Origin of the sequence: Arthrobacter sp. DNA4 (assembly GCF_024362385.1) — a bacterium.
In the GTDB taxonomy this organism is placed as follows: domain Bacteria; phylum Actinomycetota; class Actinomycetes; order Actinomycetales; family Micrococcaceae; genus Arthrobacter.
The window spans coordinates 4,217,853-4,237,579 of the sequence record NZ_CP101466.1 but is presented as its reverse complement, the minus strand read 5'-3'; the positions used below and the strand labels follow the sequence as shown (position 1 = coordinate 4,237,579).

The 19,727-nt window shown below is 64.5% G+C and carries 12 protein-coding genes; 3 read left to right on the top strand and 9 right to left on the bottom strand.

From position 1 onward, the window contains the following. The first annotated feature begins 42 nt into the window (after nt 1-42). Complete coding sequence (locus tag NMQ03_RS19600) at nt 43-1,644, top strand: LA2681 family HEPN domain-containing protein (RefSeq protein WP_255173599.1); 1,602 nt, start codon at nt 43-45, stop codon at nt 1,642-1,644. A gap of 118 nt (nt 1,645-1,762) precedes the next feature. On the opposite strand, the gene NMQ03_RS19595 is transcribed toward NMQ03_RS19600, so the two are convergent. From NMQ03_RS19595 to NMQ03_RS19585, 3 genes are all read right to left on the bottom strand, one after another. After that, on the bottom strand, nt 1,763-3,520 hold the full coding sequence (locus NMQ03_RS19595; protein ID WP_255173598.1) for a diadenylate cyclase: 1,758 nt from the start codon (nt 3,518-3,520) through the stop codon (nt 1,763-1,765). Nucleotides 3,521-4,848: 1,328 nt separating this feature from the next. After that, complete coding sequence (locus NMQ03_RS19590; RefSeq protein WP_255173597.1) at nt 4,849-5,682, bottom strand: DUF4062 domain-containing protein; 834 nt, start codon at nt 5,680-5,682, stop codon at nt 4,849-4,851. Between the two features lie 187 nt (nt 5,683-5,869). Next, nucleotides 5,870-6,202, bottom strand: coding sequence for a hypothetical protein (locus NMQ03_RS19585; protein WP_255173596.1), 333 nt, complete (start codon nt 6,200-6,202; stop codon nt 5,870-5,872). A gap of 308 nt (nt 6,203-6,510) precedes the next feature. Between NMQ03_RS19585 and metH the strand changes: the two genes are divergently transcribed. Continuing rightward, complete coding sequence (gene metH, locus NMQ03_RS19580; RefSeq protein WP_255173595.1) at nt 6,511-10,155, top strand: methionine synthase; 3,645 nt, start codon at nt 6,511-6,513, stop codon at nt 10,153-10,155. Here the strand turns inward: metH and NMQ03_RS19575 are convergent. The 6 genes from NMQ03_RS19575 to NMQ03_RS19550 form a co-directional block, all read right to left on the bottom strand. Further along, nucleotides 10,145-13,027: an ATP-binding cassette domain-containing protein gene (locus NMQ03_RS19575; protein ID WP_255173594.1), complete on the bottom strand. Its 2,883-nt coding sequence runs from the start codon at nt 13,025-13,027 to the stop codon at nt 10,145-10,147. The genes metH and NMQ03_RS19575 overlap by 11 nt on opposite strands. Next, nucleotides 13,024-13,587 carry a hypothetical protein gene (locus tag NMQ03_RS19570; RefSeq protein ID WP_255173593.1) on the bottom strand — a complete coding sequence of 188 codons (564 nt, stop codon included), beginning with the start codon at nt 13,585-13,587 and terminating at the stop codon, nt 13,024-13,026. Before NMQ03_RS19570 ends, NMQ03_RS19575 begins: the two co-directional genes overlap by 4 nt. A 150-nt stretch (nt 13,588-13,737) precedes the next feature. Next, nucleotides 13,738-15,312, bottom strand: coding sequence for an APC family permease (locus NMQ03_RS19565; protein WP_255173592.1), 1,575 nt, complete (start codon nt 15,310-15,312; stop codon nt 13,738-13,740). Between the two features lie 148 nt (nt 15,313-15,460). Next, entirely contained in the window at nt 15,461-17,101 is a 1,641-nt protein-coding gene (locus NMQ03_RS19560; protein WP_255173591.1) for a GMC family oxidoreductase, read from the bottom strand. Next, nucleotides 17,102-18,640, bottom strand: a complete 1,539-nt coding sequence (locus tag NMQ03_RS19555; protein WP_255173590.1) for an aldehyde dehydrogenase family protein — start codon at nt 18,638-18,640, stop codon at nt 17,102-17,104. Between the two features lie 100 nt (nt 18,641-18,740). Continuing rightward, nucleotides 18,741-19,367: a TetR/AcrR family transcriptional regulator gene (locus tag NMQ03_RS19550; RefSeq protein WP_255173589.1), complete on the bottom strand. Its 627-nt coding sequence runs from the start codon at nt 19,365-19,367 to the stop codon at nt 18,741-18,743. Between the two features lie 152 nt (nt 19,368-19,519). On the opposite strand from NMQ03_RS19550, the gene NMQ03_RS19545 reads away from it, so the two are divergent. After that, nucleotides 19,520-19,708, top strand: coding sequence for a hypothetical protein (locus NMQ03_RS19545; protein ID WP_255173588.1), 189 nt, complete (start codon nt 19,520-19,522; stop codon nt 19,706-19,708). Nucleotides 19,709-19,727 lie beyond the last annotated feature (19 nt).

The following is a 19,727-nucleotide window of genomic DNA, read 5'->3' as shown; positions in this document are numbered from 1 at the left end:
AACCACGTCGTTGGGTCATCAGGTTCAACAGGGGGAGTCGGCATGGAGAGTCGCGAAGGGCGCCAGAAATTCGAGCAATTGGCACGCGATATCAGCGAGTGCTCAAGATGGATGTGGCAGCCAAGGGTGGCAATGCAGAAACTCGACGCCATCCACACCGGCCTAGAGGAACTGATTCTTTCCGGAAGCGCGGATGCCAGAAGATGCATGAGGATGCTCCTGCACCTGTCGTCGCTGCAGATAGATGTCGCAAGTGATGCATCCGACGTGGATGAAATAAATCGTGGAATCGCATGGGCCCAGGACGTACTTGACGGGGAGAACGTGGATGAAGGATCCAAAGCTTCGGCAGCCTACAACCTCGCAAATGCACTGACATCGATTCACTATCTGGCTTGGACCGAGCACCGCGCAAAACCTGAAACTAAGGCAGGGAAACGAACTCCTTTCCGATTGAAGGAGCGCGAAATTGTCCGTCGCACGCGCGTTTTAAATGTCCGTGCTGCGAACAGCTCGGATCTGAACGGGACGGCCCGTTCGACAGCCTTATGTAACCTGGGTAACTCCCTGGACGAATCCGGGCGTTGGGTTGAGGCATATCAGTGCTATACGGACGCTTTGGAGGCGGATCCAAACAACGGCAATGCGGCGGGAAACGCGGCAGAGCTTCTGCGTCGTCGCATCAATCGTGGGCACGGACTCTTAGGCCATTACGCCGCGGTCTATGACTTCTACCTAAAGAAGGCGAAGGAGTTGCGGAGGCACACAGCGGCAATTGCTGGAGAGGACACGGCGCAGCGGTGGGACACTCTAGAGCTCACCGACAGCCCTGGGCATATCAGCCACGAAGGCGACAAACTAAACGACTACCAAAGGTGGATCAAACAGCACAGGCTGGCGCTGACTTTGGCTGTTGAAGGACTGGGCTCAGACGAGCCTAGGTGGGACAGTGCTGGCCTTGACGGCGTCACCGTCCGTCTCGGGGAGCCGGATCCTCCACCCATCTTTTCCTCCATGAACGTGCTCAAAGCAGAGTTCCTTACAGTGCGCCGACTTGCTTTCAACGGGGAAATGATGCTGTTGGATTCGCTGTATCAGCAACATCGAGAGGACACCGGTTGGTATGCGGATACCCTTGATCACTCCTTGTATGGAGAGCCCCCGGCGATGCTGATACTTGCTCAGCGAGCTAGCCTCGACCTTTTGGACAAAATAGCGGTCGCAGCGAATGAGTACTTTCAAACGGGTCTGCGTCCTGGGGACATCACCTTCCGCAACTATTGGTTCGACAACGGCTCTGGTGCCATTAGGAAGAAGCTCCCGCTTCCCGTGGATGGTTATGGTGCAGCGATCGCGCTGGCTGAGCTTTCTTTCGACATTTGTCCGGAAGGACTATACCCGGCTGCGCAATTGCTTCGGAATGCCGGCACTCATCGTTTGGTTCACTTGACTCATGGGGAGGCTACGGGCGTCACCGAGGATACGCATAGCACAGTCGACTTTATGGAGTTGATTGATGCCTGCCACGAATCGCTTCGGGTGGCCCGTGCCGCTTATATCTATCTGATTGACCTGGTTACTGAGAAGGAATCAGATGAACAAAAGGCACAGTTGATGAGCCTTCCCCTTCCTGAACAGATGTAGAGCGCGCCTCCTTCTGCAGGGGTTGTGTCGTCCTTCTCTGTTGTTCATCTTCCCTGCAGGAGATGACGTTTAGGACGTCAGGCGCGTCCGGAAGTGCTGCCTGATTTCTAGCACGTCGCTATTCCTCAGGCAGGAAGTATGAGTCATTCATCTTGGGGTTAGGCTTCACGAGGTCGTATCCGACTCTGGTGATCGCACTTCCCGAGCGTTCACGGGCTTCCTCAATTCGTTCACGGGCTGCATTGACGCGATTGCATTGTTCGCCGGATAAGTAAAAGGCCAATGCGGCTACATGCCTGTCGTGCCGACTGGCCTTTTCGAACTCGACATCTCCCTCTGAAGCCTCTTCTAAACTGCGAACTGCGTGTTCGACTGCCGAGAGTTTAACTCTGCGCGCCAGGCTAGGGAGGAGGTTGATCATTCCATCCTCACTGACTATGACGATGATGCATGAGCCCTCTGGCATTGCATGGTGATAGCGTACGGCCAAATTGTAACGAGCGCCTCGCGCAGCATCGCCGGTGCCGGTCACCGCAGTGCCGTCTAGGATGACACCAACTGCGTGACAGTGTCCATTTGGAGCGACAAGGATGGCGCCGTCAATCGCGGTTAGCGAAGCTAGGGCCTCTGATTCTAGGGGGCGTGGTTCTATGGCAAGAGCCTGTGGTGCTAGCCTCTTTGCTTCCAGCTCAGCCTCACGATGGATGACCAGCATGGTTCCGTGTTGCTGCTCGGCGGCAGCAAGGGTGAGCTCCCACAATGCTCGAGCGTCGCCGTCTTCATGGAAAACCCGTTCGACGGTGTCGAAAAACTTCTCCTCCGAGATTCTCTCCTGAGGAAGTTTCGCCATTCCATAGTCAAGCCGGAGAAGGTGTGAGTCAACGTGGGAAAGCTCCCATGAACCACGGCCAACGACTTTGACGGAATAGAGGTTCTCGGCCTCCTTTTTGTATCCATCTGATACGCGGCCGAGGCCATACGCTTTGATGCCGTCGCTGAGGAGATGAAGATTCACTCCGGTCATCTCAAGTGCCTTGCGGAAAGAGCGGGTCTCTCTAAGCACTATTGGATTAGAAAAGCGGATGTCGGTGATGACCTGGGGATGTCCCTCCTTGGCGAGAACGATGGTGCCTATACCCGTCCTTCCTTCATAAGGTTGCGCGGCAACCGCCTCCATGGCCTCGGGAAACCCACCGCCCATCCAATCCCCGTGCACCGTAACCAGCCGATTTACGAAATCGTGCGCAGCATGCCGTACAACATCAGCTGAATTATCCCCGGCACGGCCGAGACTTTGCGGTGGCTGCGCCCGGCCCAAGGCACTTGTGGCCAGATCCAAAATCTCCCACAGGACAGCCGACTGAAGTGAAGGTCGCGTTGATATTCGGGAGAAGCTTTGCTCTTTGTCCAGTTGTGGGTAAAGGCCCCAGCGACTTCTGAGGACGCTGATGACAGGATAGACGCGGTAGTCACCAACGTGCCCGGGGTACCCAACAAAGAACGTTCTTTCAGATTCGGTATCAGAATTGCCCAGGGCCGAGCTGAGTGCTTTCATCCGGCATGATTCGACAAGGCCGCGCACGAAGCGCTCGTGGACGTCAGGATGTGTGTGCAGAACGTTGCGATCTGGATGCACCTCGTACAGTTGGTCCGCATTCTGCAGCACGTCCCCCAGCAGGTCGGGAGAGTACGGTCCCGTTTCTGGCTCGACACAAATCGGCCAGGGCCCGTTTCCGGCTTCACGGAAACCAACCAAGTAAGCTTCGGGCGCCACTTCTACGCCTATTGAGGAAAGGGCGTGCTTCGCGAGAAAAGTGAGCGAAGACCTGAAGTGCGGCTGGAAACCCCACATGAACTGTTGAATAGTGTCGCGCATCTGCACCTTCTATAGCACTGAGTAAATTGACCCACCGGGAAGGGGCGGTCACCGAAGGCAGTGTATCGGCCGGGCCCCACGCCCACCGCGCTCTTGGGTAGCTTCTCGATCAGTAGCGACCCTTTTGCCCCAGCTTTAGCGGGTCCTAGGCGCTCCCTGTCCTACGCTTGTCCCAACCCGACTTCAAAACACAACGCGTCGCAACATTAGTTAGTGGCTTTGACGTGGATAAGGCAGGAAAAATCATGGACTGGAACGAACTTGGGAGGAATGCCCTGACTATCGCTGCTGCCGTCGTCGCGCCCGCGGTGTCCCTAGTGACTTTGTTCCTGAAGATTCGGGAGTCGAGTGGGCGAAGACGGGCACACACAATCGCAACGGAGGCCTACGCTCTAGCGAAGGCCGTTGGGGAACTCGGGCCAGGGGACGCTGGTAGCGCACACGCTCGCTATCTCCGAAATGACTTGCTGCGTTCCGGCAATGAAGCAACTCGGCAGTACTTGCTGTTGTCTACAGCCCAGAACAGAAAAGTCAGGAACTGGATTGAGGGAACTGTCTACTCCATCACGTGTCTAGCCTTCGGGCTCGCCCTATTGCAGTTTCCGAGCGTCTTCCAGCTCGCCGAGGTTCCTGCGTCGCTCACTTGGTACGTGATGGGTTTGTTCTTCGTTGTGCTCGGCGCCGGTTCACTGCTCCTGGTTGCCAAGGCAATTAGGCGCAGAGGTAGGGGCATCCTGAGACTCTTACGTCAACGACTTCAGCGACGTAGCCCTCAAAAGGGGCATGTACTCATCGGCAATCGACCCTCCTCGGACTTGTCCTGACCCCATCGAACTTGTGGGTGACCTATCAGGCACATTTAGGCTGTTGCCCCGCCCCTTGAGTATCAATTGATGAGCGCCAGTAGTCCGGAGAAGCTACACCGCATCCGAGGCCGAGCAGATCATCATCGACAGCGGCAAGGAAACCAGCACCGAAGCCGCGTAGAAGACCCTTGCCGGGCGGTAACCAACCCGCCCGGCAAGGCACAAACCACCAGCGGCGGACCGGGAACCTCCCGTAGGTCGGGCGGTCCGCCGCCAGGGCGAAACCACTCGCCCGCGACGGACCGCCAGTCACCGCGATGTTCCAGGGTGCCACCATCCAGCCGCGCGACCATGAACAACGCGGTACCCAGCTCGCGGCAGCATCACAAACACTTCAGCTCCGCTGAACCAAAGATTTCCTTTGCAGAGGGAAAAATGAAAAGGCCGGCACAGTGTGCCCCTTTTCGGTTTCATGGACACTGATGCTGATGCAACAGTTCAGTCTTGCCTCGGTGCCGTCACCTAGTTGAAGGGAAGTGCTATTGACTGCTTCAATTCTTTCGGCTGGCCGTCTTCTTCCCATTCCATTTCTGCAAGAACGTTTCCGGTCTGTGCACTAGACCAGTTCAAGTCCCAAACGAACTCTCCGAGTGGAGTGATAGTAGGGAGTATGTGAGGGTTAGTGACCATAGGTGCCTTACCACCTTGCCCTGTTAATTTCAGAGTAAATGATTCTGCGGCGGTATCGCCCAGGTTCTGGACCCGAATCTTCTTGGCATAACGAGTCTCCTGGTGACTCGCCTGAGGTTTGGCTCCAGTGGGTGTCGGTCGCGCGCTGTCAGCCTCGACGGACAGGTTCAGAGCCGTTATATCGTGTTCAATCGCCTCATCGACCTTCCTGGTGAGGTCTTGCAAGTTGTCGTAGGCGAAATAAAGTCCCTTTTTCTCGAATTGCTTACGGTATTTATTAAGCTCAATCGAAGTTTCTTCTGCACCGCGGGGGACGAGTTCATTGCTGAAGAAGACATGCACAGGTTTACCCGCTTTATCAACAGCCTCTATTTCTTCGACAGTTCCTGATATTGCTCGCGGAGTAGGTCCGCCAAGTTTCGAATTAAAGATTCCGATCACAATATCGCAGGAATCAACAAGCTGATCGTTGATCATCTGTTGGCCGTCGCCGCCCGTCTTGGGCACCGAATCGTTCTCCCATCTACGGGGAAGAATCATGACACGTTCCCGCTCAGACCGTCGACTATTCCACTTGTGGAGCACCTCTTCGACCGCATCTCGGGCTTCTCCGGTATCAGTCGGAGAGGCAATAAGGACTTTGAGGACGTGTGCGTTGTAGGCCATGTGACTGAATGTTATACGCAGAAAAACTCTCTCCGCGCATTGCCCCGTGGGAGTGGCGAAAGCGGTTCAACCTGCAGGCGGCCGGAGCGTTCGGTAATGCCGTCAATAACGACCGTTCCTGACCCAAACCTCGGCATGCCTCCGAAAATTGTAACTTTCGGCGATAAATGGCCGCCTTTTCGCGGCGTTATTTGGCGCCTGAATGAGGCTCCGCCGGACCGTCTGCTGATGTTTCCTCGCCTTCGCCGGAGCTGGCCGTGTCTCCGTCGCTCTCGCTTTCCTCGACCTCGACCTCTACCTCAAGCTCGTAAGTTCCCGACCAACTCACGAAGGGTCCCTTCCAGCCGTACCTCGAAAGACCCTTCAGGTCGGTCTCTACCAGCGCCCCGTTGATCACCCTGAGGACTCGGAAATCAGCAGTTTTCTGGCGGTTCTCGCCTCGCAGCGTTACCTTCGCGAGCTCGCCCTCCTCGAAGACCCACACATCACCGTCGGACTTCCACATTGTCTTAGTAGCCATATCGCGATACTAGTGCAGCCGCTGGCTCAGCTTTTTCCTGGCGACGCAGCGCCTGGGGAAATGGTGATGATCAAAAACGACCCTTTTGCCAGCGCCGACGGCCAAGCGAGGAACCCTGCCAAAAGGCCCGATTTTCCTTGCATCGTTGGGTCAGAAGTCGACTGCGAAAACTACTGGAGCGAACGTGGTCAAAACTTGGTGAGAGAGGGTTTTTGAATTGAGGACGCGGAATCTGCGGCGCCCCCACCCTCGCCGTAGCATCCGGACACACAGCGCAACGCAGGCGCCCCCGACCGTAACCTGTTTAAATGCCTCGTTTCGCACTGGACATCGAGTCCGTCCCCCGTCCCGCCCGTTCCCAGGAACTCCTGGACGCTGTGAACCACCGGGTGGTCATCGCCGACGGCGCCATGGGCACCATGCTGCAGGGGCGCGACCTGCAGCTGGACGCGGACTTCCAAAACCTCGAGGGCTGCAACGAGATCCTCAACGACACGCGCCCGGACGTCATCGCGGACATCCACGACGCCTACTTCGCCACCGGCATCGACGCCGTGGAAACCAACACCTTCGGCGCCAACTGGTCCAACCTCTCCGACTACGGCATCGACGACCGCATCGAGGAACTCGCCCTCAAGGGCGCCAAAATCGCCCGCGAACGCGCCGAAGCTGCGGAAGAAACAGACGGCCGCATGCGCTGGGTCCTCGGCTCCATGGGCCCCGGCACCAAGCTTCCCAGCCTCGGCCACACCAGCTACGACCACCTCAAGCAAACCTTCGCGCTGCAGGCCGAGGGCCTCATCGACGGCGGCGCGGACGCGTTCCTCATCGAAACCAGCCAGGACCTCCTGCAGACCAAGGCCGCCGTCAACGGCTGCAAGCAGGCCATCGTCGCCAAGGGCGTCCGCCTCCCCATCTTCGTCGAGGTGACGGTCGAGACCACCGGAACCATGCTCATGGGCTCCGAAATCGGTGCCGCGCTCACCGCCCTTGAACCGCTCGGCGTCGACGCCATCGGCCTGAACTGCGCCACTGGCCCGGACGAGATGAGCGAACACCTCCGCCACCTCTCCAAGCAGTCCTCCGTCGCCATCGCCTGCATGCCCAACGCCGGCCTGCCCGTCCTCGGCGCCAACGGCGCGCACTACCCGCTCTCACCCGCCGAGCTCGCCACCGCGCACGAACAGTTCGTGCGTGAATTCGGCCTGGGCCTGGTGGGCGGCTGCTGCGGTACGACGCCGGAACACATGGCCGCCGTCGTCGAACGTCTTGCGCCATTCCGCACCAAAGCCGTGGAGACAAAGCCAAACAACGCGCCGGCGAGAATCCCCACGGAACGTGAGGCCGGCGTCGCCTCCCTTTACCAGCACGTGAACTTCCACCAGGAGTCTGCCTACCTGGCCATCGGTGAGCGCACCAACGCCAACGGCTCCAAGGCCTTCCGCCAGGCCATGCTCGATGAACGCTGGGACGACTGCGTGGACATCGCCCGCGAACAGATCCGCGTCGGCGCCCACCTGCTGGACGTCTGCGTGGACTACGTGGGCCGCGACGGCGTGGCGGACGTGAAGGAGATCGTCTCCCGGTTCGCGTCCGCCTCCACCCTCCCGCTCGTCATCGACTCCACCGAACCTCCCGTCCTCAAGGCCGGCCTGGAACTCATCGGCGGCCGCCCCGTGGTCAACTCGGTCAACTACGAGGACGGCGACGGCCCCAATAGCCGCTTCGCCCGCATCATGCCGCTGGTCAAGGAACACGGCACCGCCGTCATCGCCCTGACCATCAACGAGGAAGGCCAGGCCCGCACTACCGAGGGCAAGGTGGCCATCGCCTCCCGCCTCGTCGACTCCCTGGTGGGCGAATGGGGCATGCGCGTCGAGGACATCATCGTCGACTGCCTCACCTTCCCCGTCGCCACCGGCCAGGAGGAAACCCGCCGCGACGGCATCGAAACCATCGAAGCCATCCGCCAGATCACCACGAAGTACCCGGGCATCAACACCACCCTCGGCGTCTCCAACGTCTCCTTCGGCCTGAACCCGGCCGCGCGCATCGTCCTGAACTCCGTGTTCCTGCACGAAGCCGTCCAGGCCGGCCTGACCAGCGGCATCATCGACGCCGCCAAGATCGTCCCGCTCGCCTCCCTCCCGGAGGAGCAGCGCAAGGTGGCCCTGGACCTGGTCTGGGACCGCCGCGAATACGACGCCGACGGCAACACCACCTACGACCCTCTGGCCCGCATGCTCGACATGTTCGCCGGCGTCGACACCGCAGCGCTCAAGGACCAGCGCGCCGCCGAACTCGCCGCGCTGCCCACGGGCGCCCGCCTGGAACGCCGCATCATCGACGGCGAAGGCAAGGGCCTCGAGGAGGACCTGGACCTGGCCCGCAGCGAAGGCATGACCCCGCTCGGCATCATCAACGACCACCTGCTCGAGGGCATGAAGGTGGTGGGCGAACGCTTCGGCGCCGGCGAAATGCAGCTGCCGTTCGTGCTGCAGTCTGCCGAAGTCATGAAGAACGCCGTGGCACTGCTGGAACCGCACATGGAGAAGTCGGACTCCTCCGGCAAGGGCACCATGGTGATCGCCACCGTGCGCGGCGACGTGCACGACATCGGCAAGAACCTGGTGGACATCATCCTCACCAACAACGGCTACAAGGTCATCAACATCGGCATCAAGCAGGGCATCGCCGAGATCATCGCCGCCGCCGAGGAGCATAACGCCGACGTTATCGGCATGTCCGGGCTGCTGGTGAAGTCAACCGTGGTGATGAAGGAGAACCTCGCGGAGCTGCAGTCCCGCGGTCTCGCCAAGAAGTGGCCGGTCATCCTGGGCGGCGCCGCCCTCACCCGCGCCTACGTGGAGCAGGACCTGGCCGAGCAGTTCGACGGCGTGGTCCGCTACGCCAAGGACGCCTTCGAGGGCCTCTCCCTCATGGAACCCCTGGTGCGCGTGGCCCGAGGCGAATCACCGGACGACGTCGGCCTGCCGCCGTTGAAGAAGCGCATCCACAAGGGCGGGGCGAAGTTCACCATCACCGAGCCCGAAGCCATGCCCGGCCGCTCCGACGTCGCCAGCGACAACCCCGTGCCCGTGCCGCCGTTCTGGGGTACCCGCATCGTCCGCGGCGTCTCGCTCCACGACTACTCCGCGTTCCTCGATGAGCGCGCCACCTTCATGGGCCAGTGGGGCCTCAAGCCCGGCCGCGGCGAGGACGGCGCCTCCTACGAGGAACTCGTGGAACGCGAAGGCCGCCCGCGCCTGCGCTACTGGCTGGACCGCATCCTCGGTGAAGGCATGCTGGACGCCTCCGTGGCCTACGGCTACTTCCCCGTGGTCTCCGAGGGCGAACAGGTGGTGGTCCTGCACCACGGCGAGGATCCCGACGGCGTCTTAGGCCAGGCAGGCCTGCTCGCCCCGGACGGTGGTTCAGGCGGACCCATCGGCACCGACCGCCTGCGGTTCGACTTCCCGCGCCAGCGCCGCGACCGGCACCTGTGCCTGGCAGACTTCGTGAAGTCCCGCGAGTCTGGCCAGATCGACGTGCTGCCCGTGCAGCTGGTCACTGCCGGCTCCAAGATCGAAGAGTTCACGTCCAAGATGTTCGCGGCCAACCAGTACCGCGACTACTACGAGCTCAACGGCCTGGTCATGCAGCTCACCGAGGCGCTGGCCGAGTTCTGGCACGCCCGCATCCGGAAGGAGCTCGGATTCGGCGCCGAGGAGCCGAAGGAGACGGCGGGGTACTTCAAGCTGGACTACCGCGGCGCCCGGTTCTCGCTGGGCTACCCGGCCTGCCCGGACATGGAGGACCGCCGCAAGGTCACCGAGCTGCTGAAGCCCGAGCGCATGGGCGTCATCCTGAGCGACGAGCTCATGCTGCACCCCGAGCAGTCCACCGACGCGTTCGTTTTCCACCACCCGGAGGCCAAGTACTTCAAGGTGTGAGCTGGCGCCGCTTCTTGGAGTGCGCGGCTGGGGTGTGAGCGGAGCCGCCCTGGTCGTCGGCCGCCTGTGAGCCCTGTCCGCCGGGGCCCGTAACCCCGGACACCGGCTTCACCCGCCGCAGCGACGCGAGCACCGCACGGCCCACCACGGCGATGCCGATCACCGTGGTGACGGCGCGCAGGGTGTCCCAGCCAGCCGTCGACGTCAACAGCGAATACAGCAGGAAGCTGCTGAGGTTGGTGCCCAGCGGCGCGCCCGGAACGTAGGAGATACCGGTGCCGCCGCCCACCGCGAACGGCCAGAACCACAGGTTCAGCAGCAGCCCGAACACGTACGACGACACCACCCCGTAGGCCGCCAGCATCCACAGTTCGGCCCTGCCGCGCACCCGGCGGGGGAGCAGGCCGGCCCCGGCGCCCACCCACGCGCAGGCGAAGACCTGGAACGGCGTCCACGGCCCGATCCCGCCCCACAGTGCGCTGGAGACGGCAATCGTGGCGGCCCCGAGCAGCAGCCCGAACCGGGCGCCGAACGCCCGGCCCGCCAGGATCAGCAGGATAAACACCGCTTCCACGCCGCCGACGCCGGTGCTCGCCACCCGCACGGCGGAACCGACGGCAGTGAGCACCCCGAGCAGCGCCACCGTGTGTGCGGAGCGGACGGATCCGTCCAGGGAAAGCACGACGGCGACGGCTGCCACGGGTGCGATGGCCAGGGCAATGTAGGGGGTGGAGGCGGCAGCGTCCTGGGGGAGTGCCGCGGCCAGCAGCGGCCAGCAGAACGCCGCCAAGGCAGCCAGATTGGCGAGAGCCAGGACAGCAAGCTCGGCGCCCCGCGGCATCCGGACCTGGTGGGGCCTCCTGGCGCCCGGTACGTCTGCCGGTTCAGCGGTGGACGCAACCGCCTGCGCGCCGGTAAGAGCGGGCACGGATGTTTGGACGCGCGGTGCAGGGACATACGGTTCAGGTTCAGCGACAGTTTCCAGGGATGGTGCCACCCCATCGCGCATCGGGAGGATCCGGGCGCCCAGGCCGTGGGCGAAGTCGAGGTCGTGCGTGGCGATCAGGACCGCGGCACCGTCCTCGGCAGCGGTACGCAGGGCCGCCGCCACAGCAGTCCGTGCGGCAGGATCGAGCCCGCGCGTGGGTTCGTCGATGAGCAGTACATCCGGGTCATCCATGGTCTGCAGGGCGATGGCCAGGATCCTGCGCTCGCCGGCGGAGAGGTCCCGCGGATGCCCGTTCCCGATGGGAATATGGACGCCTCCCCGCAGCCGGGTAAGGCGGGCCGTCGCGGTCCCGGCAGCAACCGCCGTGCCGTTCTTCCGGCGCGCCAGCCGCCGCTCCGCCGACCGCAGCTCGCCCGTGACCGTGTCCCTGGTGAAGAGGTCGTCCGACGCGTCCGGCACCAGGGCGACCCGGCCCCCGTCGGACGTTGTCCCCGTACCCTCACCCAGGGCCAGCGCCACCAGGAGGGACGACTTCCCGGCCCCGTTGGGCCCAACCAGCGCCACGATCTCGCCGCGGTGCAGGGCGAGCGAGGCGTCGCGGACCAGCGTCGCGCCTTTCCGGTGTACCTCGAGGTGGGTCGCCGTCAACACGGGGGCATGGCCGTGATCCGGACCGGCCGCCGGCAAGACAACGGCCGGAGCCGAGGGGGAGGCTGCGGTGCCCGGGACAAGTACGCCGCCCTCGATGGTCCACCAGGAGTCAGCCACCGGAACCAGCGCCGCCGCCCGGTGTTCGGCCACGATGACGCATACACCGTGTTCGCGGGCCAGGTCGTCGAGGACGGCGATGACGCGGCTGCGTGCCGTGCCGTCGAGGTCGGCCAGGGGCTCGTCCACCAGCAGCAGCCGGGGCTGGTCCACGACGGCGGCGGCGATGGCCACGAGCGTTGCCTCACCGGCCGAGAGGGTGCTGACGTCCCGGTCCAGCAGCGCGGAGACCCCGATCCGGTGCGCCACCTCCCGTACCCGGGCCTTCGCGGCGGCGGAGGGCACGCCACGGAGTTCGAGGGCCAGGGCAATGTCGTCCCGGACGCGTGTGGTGGCAAACGCGGCGCGCGGATTCTGCAGGACGACGCCCATCAACCCCGCGGTATCACGCGGGGGAGCGCTGGCGCGGTCCGTCCCGGCTATCTGCACCGTGCCGGACAGCGCGCCACCGTCCACGTGCGAAAGGAGGCCCGCGAGGCCGCGCAGAATGGTGGACTTGCCGGAGCCTGTGGGCCCGGTGATCACCGCGACGGACCCAGCCGGCGGTGCAAAGGAGTCAACCCTCATGCGCGTGTCAGCGATGCGGAACTGTGCGTCGCGCACCAGAAGCGGGCCGCCGTCGTCGTGATGTCCTTGGCGGGATGCCCGGCTGCCGAAGCCGCGCAGCTCTAGGGCCGCGGCAATGCGGCCGGCATGCTCAAGGGTGCGTTCGAGGACGGGCACGAGGGCGCGGGGGCCGAAGCGTTCGCCGCGGAGCCGGAAGGCTAGGCGCACCGAGGCCACGGCGTCGGCCAGCGCCGGGAGGGCCGCCCAAGCCACCACCAGCATGCGGGCCACGCCCTGCAGGGGGCCGCCGCGGGCCAGGCGGACGAAGCCACGGGACACATCCACCCAGGCGTTGAGCAGGCCGAAGCCGAGGATCGTTGCGGCGATGGGCAGCGCTGACAGCACCGCCGCCCAAAGCCCCGGGGCCGTGATCGGACCCAGGAACACCACGTGGGCGTACGGGGCGGGGAGCCTCAGCGGCGGAAGGTCCAGCAGGACCGGGGTACCGGTGGCGGCCCCGTTGAAAAGGGCCCGGTAGGCGACCCGCGCCGCGATGAACACAGCAGCGAGAACCGCCGCTGCGCGCAACGGCGCGGGCCGGAAGGTCATGACGCGGGTGCTGCCGGTTCGTTGTCCACCGTGTAGAGCAGTTCAAGGCTCTCGCCGGGGTTGAGCTTCAGGCTGTCCAAGCCTTCCTGTGCGTAAGCCCACGTGCCGGCCGCGGGCTTCACCCAGAGCGCCCAATACGAGACAGTGTTTTTGTCATCGCACGCTTCACGGGTGGTGCCACCCTTGTGCTTGATGTCGAAGTCCGCGGCGGGCACTCCGTTGACGCGGCACGCGAAGCTCGTGGGGTACTTGGCGGTGCCCTCGGTCTTGATCTTGGCCTGTTCGAGGACCTTGGCGGCCACGGTGGGGCCATCCACAGACACGCAGGCGGAGGTGTCGGCGGCGGACTGCTTCAGGGCGCCCGAATCGACGATGACCTTCACGCCCGCGCAGGGGCCGGCGGTGGTTGAAGCAGCGCTCGACGAAGCAGCTGCAGATGAGGCGGGGGCCGAGGAGCTTGGCTGGGTGGAGGCCGGCGTGGAACAGGCGGCGAGGGTAAGCAGGAGGCCTGCGGCGGCGAGGGAGCCCGCGGACGCGGTGCGGAGTTTAGTCAATGTCACCTGTCAAGGGTAGGGCGTTGGCGCTCCGGAGCGGATGGCCGTTCCGTTGTGTGACGCGGGCCCTCGCCGCCCGCCGTCCCAACCAACGCAAAAGGGCCGACGGCGGCACTCACGTGAGTGCCGCCGTCGGCCCCTTCTGCTGTGGTGTTGCTAGCCCTCGGTTGCCATCGCCGCGTTGGTAAGCACCGCGTCCTCCGCGGGATCGAACCTGGGGTCGTTGGACGACGGGTGGGCGGCGACTGCCGCGGCGTGCTCGGCCAGCACCCCGGTCTGATGGCGGATCTTCAGGCGGTAGAGCATGGCCCCGCCAATCACCACGGCGGCCACGAAGAACACCCCGCCCCACTGCAGGTACCACTCGAACGGCGGCACCGAGTTGTAGATTTCCGGGCGGGGCCAGACCAGGTTCACCGTCATCGCGGCGCCCCACAGGACGGCGAGGATGTTCACCGGAAGGCCCCACTTGCCCATGGTGAACCCGGGCTCGGATCCGTCTGCGACGAGCGGCCACTTCTTCTGTAACCGCTTGCGGAGCAGGGGGACCGTGACCAGGAGGTAGGACAGGTAGATCAGCACGATGCTGATGCTGGACAGGATGGTGAAGATGGCCGGCTGCATCACGTTGACCAGCAGCGGGATGACGGCGATGACGCCGATGACGATGGCCGCCACCGTCGGGGTCCGGCGGACCGGATCCACTTTGCTGAGCTGCCGGCTGAAGGGCAGGTTGTTGTCGCGGGCCATGGCGAACATCATGCGGATGGCGGCGGCGTGGACGGCCAGGGTGCAGACCACCACAGCCACCACGATGCAGGCCAGGAAGGCCTTGCCGAACGGGCCGCCCAGGACGGAGAGGACGATGTGCTGCAGGCCGCCGTCGGGGGAGCCGATCTGCGGGTCACTGAGGTCCGGTGCGGCCAGGATGCCGAACAGCAGGATTCCCCCGCCCAGCAGGAAGGACGCTGTGACGGCGCGCAGGATGGCCTTGGGAGCGGTCTTCTTGGGGTCCTTGGTTTCCTCGCCCAGCGAGCTGGCGGTGTCGAAGCCGTACATGACGTACCCGGAGGCCATGGCACCGATCAGGAAGACGCCGAAGAAGCCCAGGTCCTTGCCTTCCCCGAAACCGGCCGTATCAAAGAAGACCTCCGGGCCGCGGACCACATGCCAGGCCAGTGCCAGGATCAGCAGGACGGCGGCGATGAGCTCCACGAAGACGCCGATGCTGTTGATCCGGGTCATCAGCTTCACGCCGAACGCGTTGATGAGCGTGGAGATGGTGATCATGATGGTGGCCAGCACCACGCCGTTCATGGCGAAGTCATAGGGGCCTGTGCCGTCACCGACGAACTGGAAGCCGGACCACAGCTGGGGGAGGGTGATCTGCAGGGCCAGTGCCACCGAGCCCAGCGCCATGATGGAGGACAGCAGCAGCAGCCAGCTTACCAGCCAGGACGAGGTCCCGGAGGACAGCCGCTTGGCCCAGTTGTAGACCGAGCCCGCAACGGGGTAGCGACCGGCCAGCTCGGCGAAACAGAGGGCCACCATCAGCTGGCCAACGAACACAATGGGCCAGGACCAGGCGTACGCCGGGACGGCCATGGAAAAGCCGAAGTAGAACAGTTGGAAGACACCGGTGAGGATGGAGATGTAGCTGACACCGGCGGCGAAGCTCGCGAACTTGCCGATGCTCCGGTCGAGGGTCTGGGTGTAGCCAAATTCATCCATGCCACTTGAATCAATACTCTTGCTGGGTTCCAATATGGACTCCTAGATCAGAAAAGCACGATGGGACCGGCCGCCCTGGGGTGCGGCGAGATAACGTTCTGCGGGGGCCGCCATTGTTGGGAATGCGGCCCCCTTGATGACCCGCCGCTCAGGCGAGGGACGTGGTGAGCTCCTTCTCTTCCAGGGCGTCGGCGCCGGCATAGTCCGCCTTGATGAGATCGGCACAGCGCTCGCCGATCATCATGACGGTGATGTTGGGGTTGACGGTGACGTGCTCGGGCATGACGGACGCGTCGGCCACGCGGAGGCCGGTGACGCCCTTGACCCGCAGCTCGGGATCCAGCGGCGACATCTCGTCGTCGGCCGGGCCCAGTCGGACGGTGCCCACGGGGTGGTACACGGTGTTGTGGGTCTTGCGGATGTAGTCCTGCAGTTCCTCATCGGTCTGCGCTCCGATGCCCGGCGAGAGCTCCCGGCCGGTCCATTCCGCAAGGGCAGGCTGGGCGGCGATTTCGCGGGCCTTGCGGATGCTTACCACCATGACGCGCATGTCGTGGCCGTCCGGGTCCGTGAAGTAGCGGGGGTCCACCATGGGCTTGTCGCGGAAGTCGCGGCTGCGCAGCCGGACCGTGCCGCGGGACCGGGCATGCGTGACGTTCGGGGTGAGGCTGAAGCCGTTCTCCGTGGTGGGGTAGCCGTGACGCAGCGTGTTCATGTCGAACGGGACCGAGCCGTAGTGCATCATCAGGTCGGGGCGGTCCAGGCCGTCCTCGGTGGGGGTGAAAATGCCGATTTCCCACCACTGGGTGGAGGTCTGCACCATGGGCTGCTTGGCCTCGAACTGCACCACGCCTTCCGGGTGGTCCTGCAGGTTCTCACCGACGCCGGGGGAGTCCACCAGCACCTCGATGCCGTGCTGGGCCAGGTGTTCCGCCGGCCCGATGCCGGAGAGCATGAGCAGCTTGGGGGTGTCGATGGCGCCGGTAGACACGATGACTTCCCGGTGGGCCGTGAGCCGGTGGGTGCGGCCGAAGGCCCCGTCCACCACGTCCACGCCGGTGCAGCGCTTGTCCGTGTCAAACACCAGCTGGCGGGCGCGCAGGCCGGTCAGCAGGGTGAAGTTGGGGCGGTCCACAATGGGGTGGATGTAGGACACGGAGCTGGAGGAGCGGGTGCCGTCTGCGCGGCGGTTGATCTGGAAGAAGTTGGCGCCGTTGACCACGGTGGTGCCGGTGTTGAACTTCGTGCGGGGGATGCCCGCCTGTTCACAGGCGTCCAGAAGGGCGACGCCGGCAGGATCCGCCGGGGGCACGTTCATCAGGTGCACGGGGCCGGAGCCGCCGTGGTGGGGTGCGTCAGGCCCGGCGTCCTGGTTGGTTTCCAGCCGCTTGTACAGCGGCCAGGCGGCATCGGCGTTCCACCCGGTGGCGCCGTACTTGGATTCCCATTCGTCCAGGTCCTCGCGCGGGGCCCAGAAGGCGATGCAGGAGTTGTGGCTGGAGCAGCCGCCCATCACCTTGGCGCGGGCGTGGCGCATGAAGGAGTTGCCGTTCTCCTGCGGCTCGATGGGGTAGTCCCAGTCGTAGCCGGATTCCAGCAGTTCCATCCAGCGGTCCAGCTGCAGGATCTCCGGGATATTGCGGTCGTCCGGGCCCGCCTCGACGAGGGCCACGGTGACGTCCGGGTCCTCGCTCAGCCGTGCGGCCACCGCCGCCCCCGCGGACCCGCCGCCGATGACGACGTAGTCGAACCCGCGTTCGGTCACGTCCTCGATGTTGTCGTAGTGCATCTAGTTCTCCTTGCCGTGGTCAGCAAACCAGCCGGTGACCTGGGGGCTGGTGTTCTGGTAGATGTGCTTGGCTTCCTGGTACTCGGCCAGGCCGGTGGGGCCCAGCTCGCGGCCGACGCCGGACTGGCCGAAGCCGCCCCACTCGGCCTGGGGGAGGTAAGGGTGGTAGTCGTTGATCCAGATGGTGCCGTGCCGCAGCCGGGATGCCACGCGCTGCGCCTTGCCGGCGTCCTGCGTCCAGACGGCGCTACCAGGGCCGTAGATGGTGTCGTTCGCGGTGGCCACGGCCTCGTCCTCGGTGCGGAAGGTTTCCACCGTCACCACCGGGCCGAACGCCTCGTCGGTGACCACGGACATGCCGCGGGAGACGCGGTCCAGAATGGTGGGCTGGTAGTAGAACCCGGCGTCGTACTTCTCCCCGGACGGTGCCGTGCCGCCCGTGCGGAGCCGCGCGCCCTCCTGAATGCCGCGCTGGACGTAGGCATGGACCTTGTCCCGGTGGGCGGCGGAGACCAGCGGGCCGGTCTCGGCGTCCTCGTCGAAGGGGCCGCCGACCCGGATGTCCTTCGCGCGGCGGACCAGTTCATCCACGAAGCGTTCGGCGATGGATTCCTCCACCACCAGCCGGGCGCCGGCGGAGCAGACCTGGCCGGAATGGACGAACGCGCCGTTCAGGGCGTTGTCCACGGCGGCGTCGAAGTCCGCGTCGGCGAACACCACGTTGGGGTTCTTGCCGCCGAGCTCCAGCGCCACCTTCTTGACGGTGGCCGCAGCGGAAGCGGCGATGCGCTTGCCGGTTTCCAGGCCGCCGGTGAAGGAGACAAGATCGACGTCGGGGTGTTCCGAGAGCGGGGCGCCAGCCTGGGCGCCGGCACCCGTGACGAGGTTGGCCACGCCGTCCGGGAGGCCGAGGTCCTGCAGCAGCTGCATGGCCAGGATGCTGGTGGACGGGGTCAGCTCGGAGGGCTTGAGGACGAAGGTGCAGCCGGCGGCCAGCGCGGGGGCGATCTTCCACGCCGCCTGGAGCAGGGGATAGTTCCACGGCGTAATGAGCCCGCAGACGCCCACGGGTTCGTAGACGATCCTGCTGACCACGTCGGCGTCCCCGGCGTCCACCACCCGGCCCGCCTGCTGCCCGGCGAGCCTGCCAAAGTACTCGAAGCAGGCGGCGATGTCGTCCATGTCGATGCGGCTTTCCACCATCCGCTTGCCGGTGTCCAGCGATTCCGCGCGGGCAAACTTTTCCCGGCGCTCCCGCAGTCCGGCGGCGACCTTAAGGAGGAAGGCGCCACGCTCCGGTGCCGGGACGCTGGACCAGGCGCCGGAATCGAAGGCGGCACGGGCCGCCGCGATGGCACGTTCGGTATCTTCCCGGCCTGCCTCGGACACGGTGGCCACCAGCTCCCCGTCTGCGGGGTTGCGGATTTCGCGCACCGCGCCGGACGCCGCCGGCTCCCACCTGCCGTTGATGAACAGGGAGGAGGCGGGCTTGGTTTCAGTGCTGGGGGCGGCTTCCTGGGCCGGTGTGGCGTAAGTCATAGGAAGGACAGTAATGCACGTTGAACAAGTGTTCAATACTTTTCTTGAACACTTGTTCAATGCTCATGGCACGGCTACTGTTGCCCCTGGAGCGGGTGTTTCAGGGCTGTGAGGGGCCCTGGGCGTCGCCGTTGTCGTCCGGGACCGGGGCGAGCGCGATCTGCTCCGTGCGCGCAATGCTCCGCTGGATGGAGGCCGGGTCCACCCCGAGCAACGCGGTCAGCCACACGCCATTCTGGATGACCACGATGTCCGAGGCGCGCTCCCTGCACGCCTCCCAGGACAGTCCGGGCCTGGCGCTGGACACCAGCGCCGCGAGCCCGTCGATGTACCGGTCGAAGGCGGCGGCGTTGATCTGTGCGTAGTCCTCGTCCGCCTGGGCCAGGGCCCACAGGTGCAGGCGCAGCGACAGGTAGCGCGTGGTCAGCAGGTCAGCGCCGGCAACGCGCCGGAGCGCGCGGCGCAGCTGTTCATCGGCTGCCACGGACGGGTCCGGGGCGACGAGTAAAAGGTCATGCTCATCGACGCGGCGCAGGGCAGCGCGGATCAGGGTGGTCTTGTCGTCGTAGTAGTAGTTGACCAGGCCCAGCGCCACCCCGGCCTCCCGCGCCACGGCGCGCATGCTCACGCCCGAAATCCCGTGGCGGGACAGCAGGTCCATTGCCGCTTCGAGGATGCGGGTCTGCCTGTCCACTTGTTCGCCGGAAGTCACGGCACTGGTCCCCATCTGGCCAGACTATTGCCTAACACTGCACGTGCATAACGCGGTACCGCCACGCCCTCCCCGCAACCCGATGGGGCCGCTGATGATGTTTGAAGCCTTCTTCCGCAGGGCACGGTGGTTGTACACCGGGATTGACCAGTACAGCTTGGAGAACGATGGAAAGCGCAAGCCTCATTGCCCTCTTGTTTGCCGGCGCCGTCCGCGCGGGCGAAAGCGCGCAGCCCCACGCGCCGCTACTCAGCGTGAAGCCCGGGTGGAAGCGGGCCGCGTGGCTGGCGTTCCGGAGCAGGACCGCGACTTTCCTGCACCGGCTGGCCTGGGCGCTGGAACCGGACCCGCGCTGACGCAGAAGAAGCCCTGCTT

Coding starts and splice junctions, on each gene's coding strand:
- NMQ03_RS19600 (WP_255173599.1), top strand. CDS start 43: ATGGAGAGTCGCGAAGGGCGCCAGAAATTCGAGCAATTGGCACGCGAT.
- NMQ03_RS19595 (WP_255173598.1), bottom strand. CDS start 3,520: ATGCGCGACACTATTCAACAGTTCATGTGGGGTTTCCAGCCGCACTTC.
- NMQ03_RS19590 (WP_255173597.1), bottom strand. CDS start 5,682: ATGGCCTACAACGCACACGTCCTCAAAGTCCTTATTGCCTCTCCGACT.
- NMQ03_RS19585 (WP_255173596.1), bottom strand. CDS start 6,202: ATGGCTACTAAGACAATGTGGAAGTCCGACGGTGATGTGTGGGTCTTC.
- metH (WP_255173595.1), top strand. CDS start 6,511: ATGCCTCGTTTCGCACTGGACATCGAGTCCGTCCCCCGTCCCGCCCGT.
- NMQ03_RS19575 (WP_255173594.1), bottom strand. CDS start 13,027: ATGACCTTCCGGCCCGCGCCGTTGCGCGCAGCGGCGGTTCTCGCTGCT.
- NMQ03_RS19565 (WP_255173592.1), bottom strand. CDS start 15,312: ATGGATGAATTTGGCTACACCCAGACCCTCGACCGGAGCATCGGCAAG.
- NMQ03_RS19560 (WP_255173591.1), bottom strand. CDS start 17,101: ATGCACTACGACAACATCGAGGACGTGACCGAACGCGGGTTCGACTAC.
- NMQ03_RS19555 (WP_255173590.1), bottom strand. CDS start 18,640: ATGACTTACGCCACACCGGCCCAGGAAGCCGCCCCCAGCACTGAAACC.
- NMQ03_RS19550 (WP_255173589.1), bottom strand. CDS start 19,367: ATGGGGACCAGTGCCGTGACTTCCGGCGAACAAGTGGACAGGCAGACC.
- NMQ03_RS19545 (WP_255173588.1), top strand. CDS start 19,520: ATGGAAAGCGCAAGCCTCATTGCCCTCTTGTTTGCCGGCGCCGTCCGC.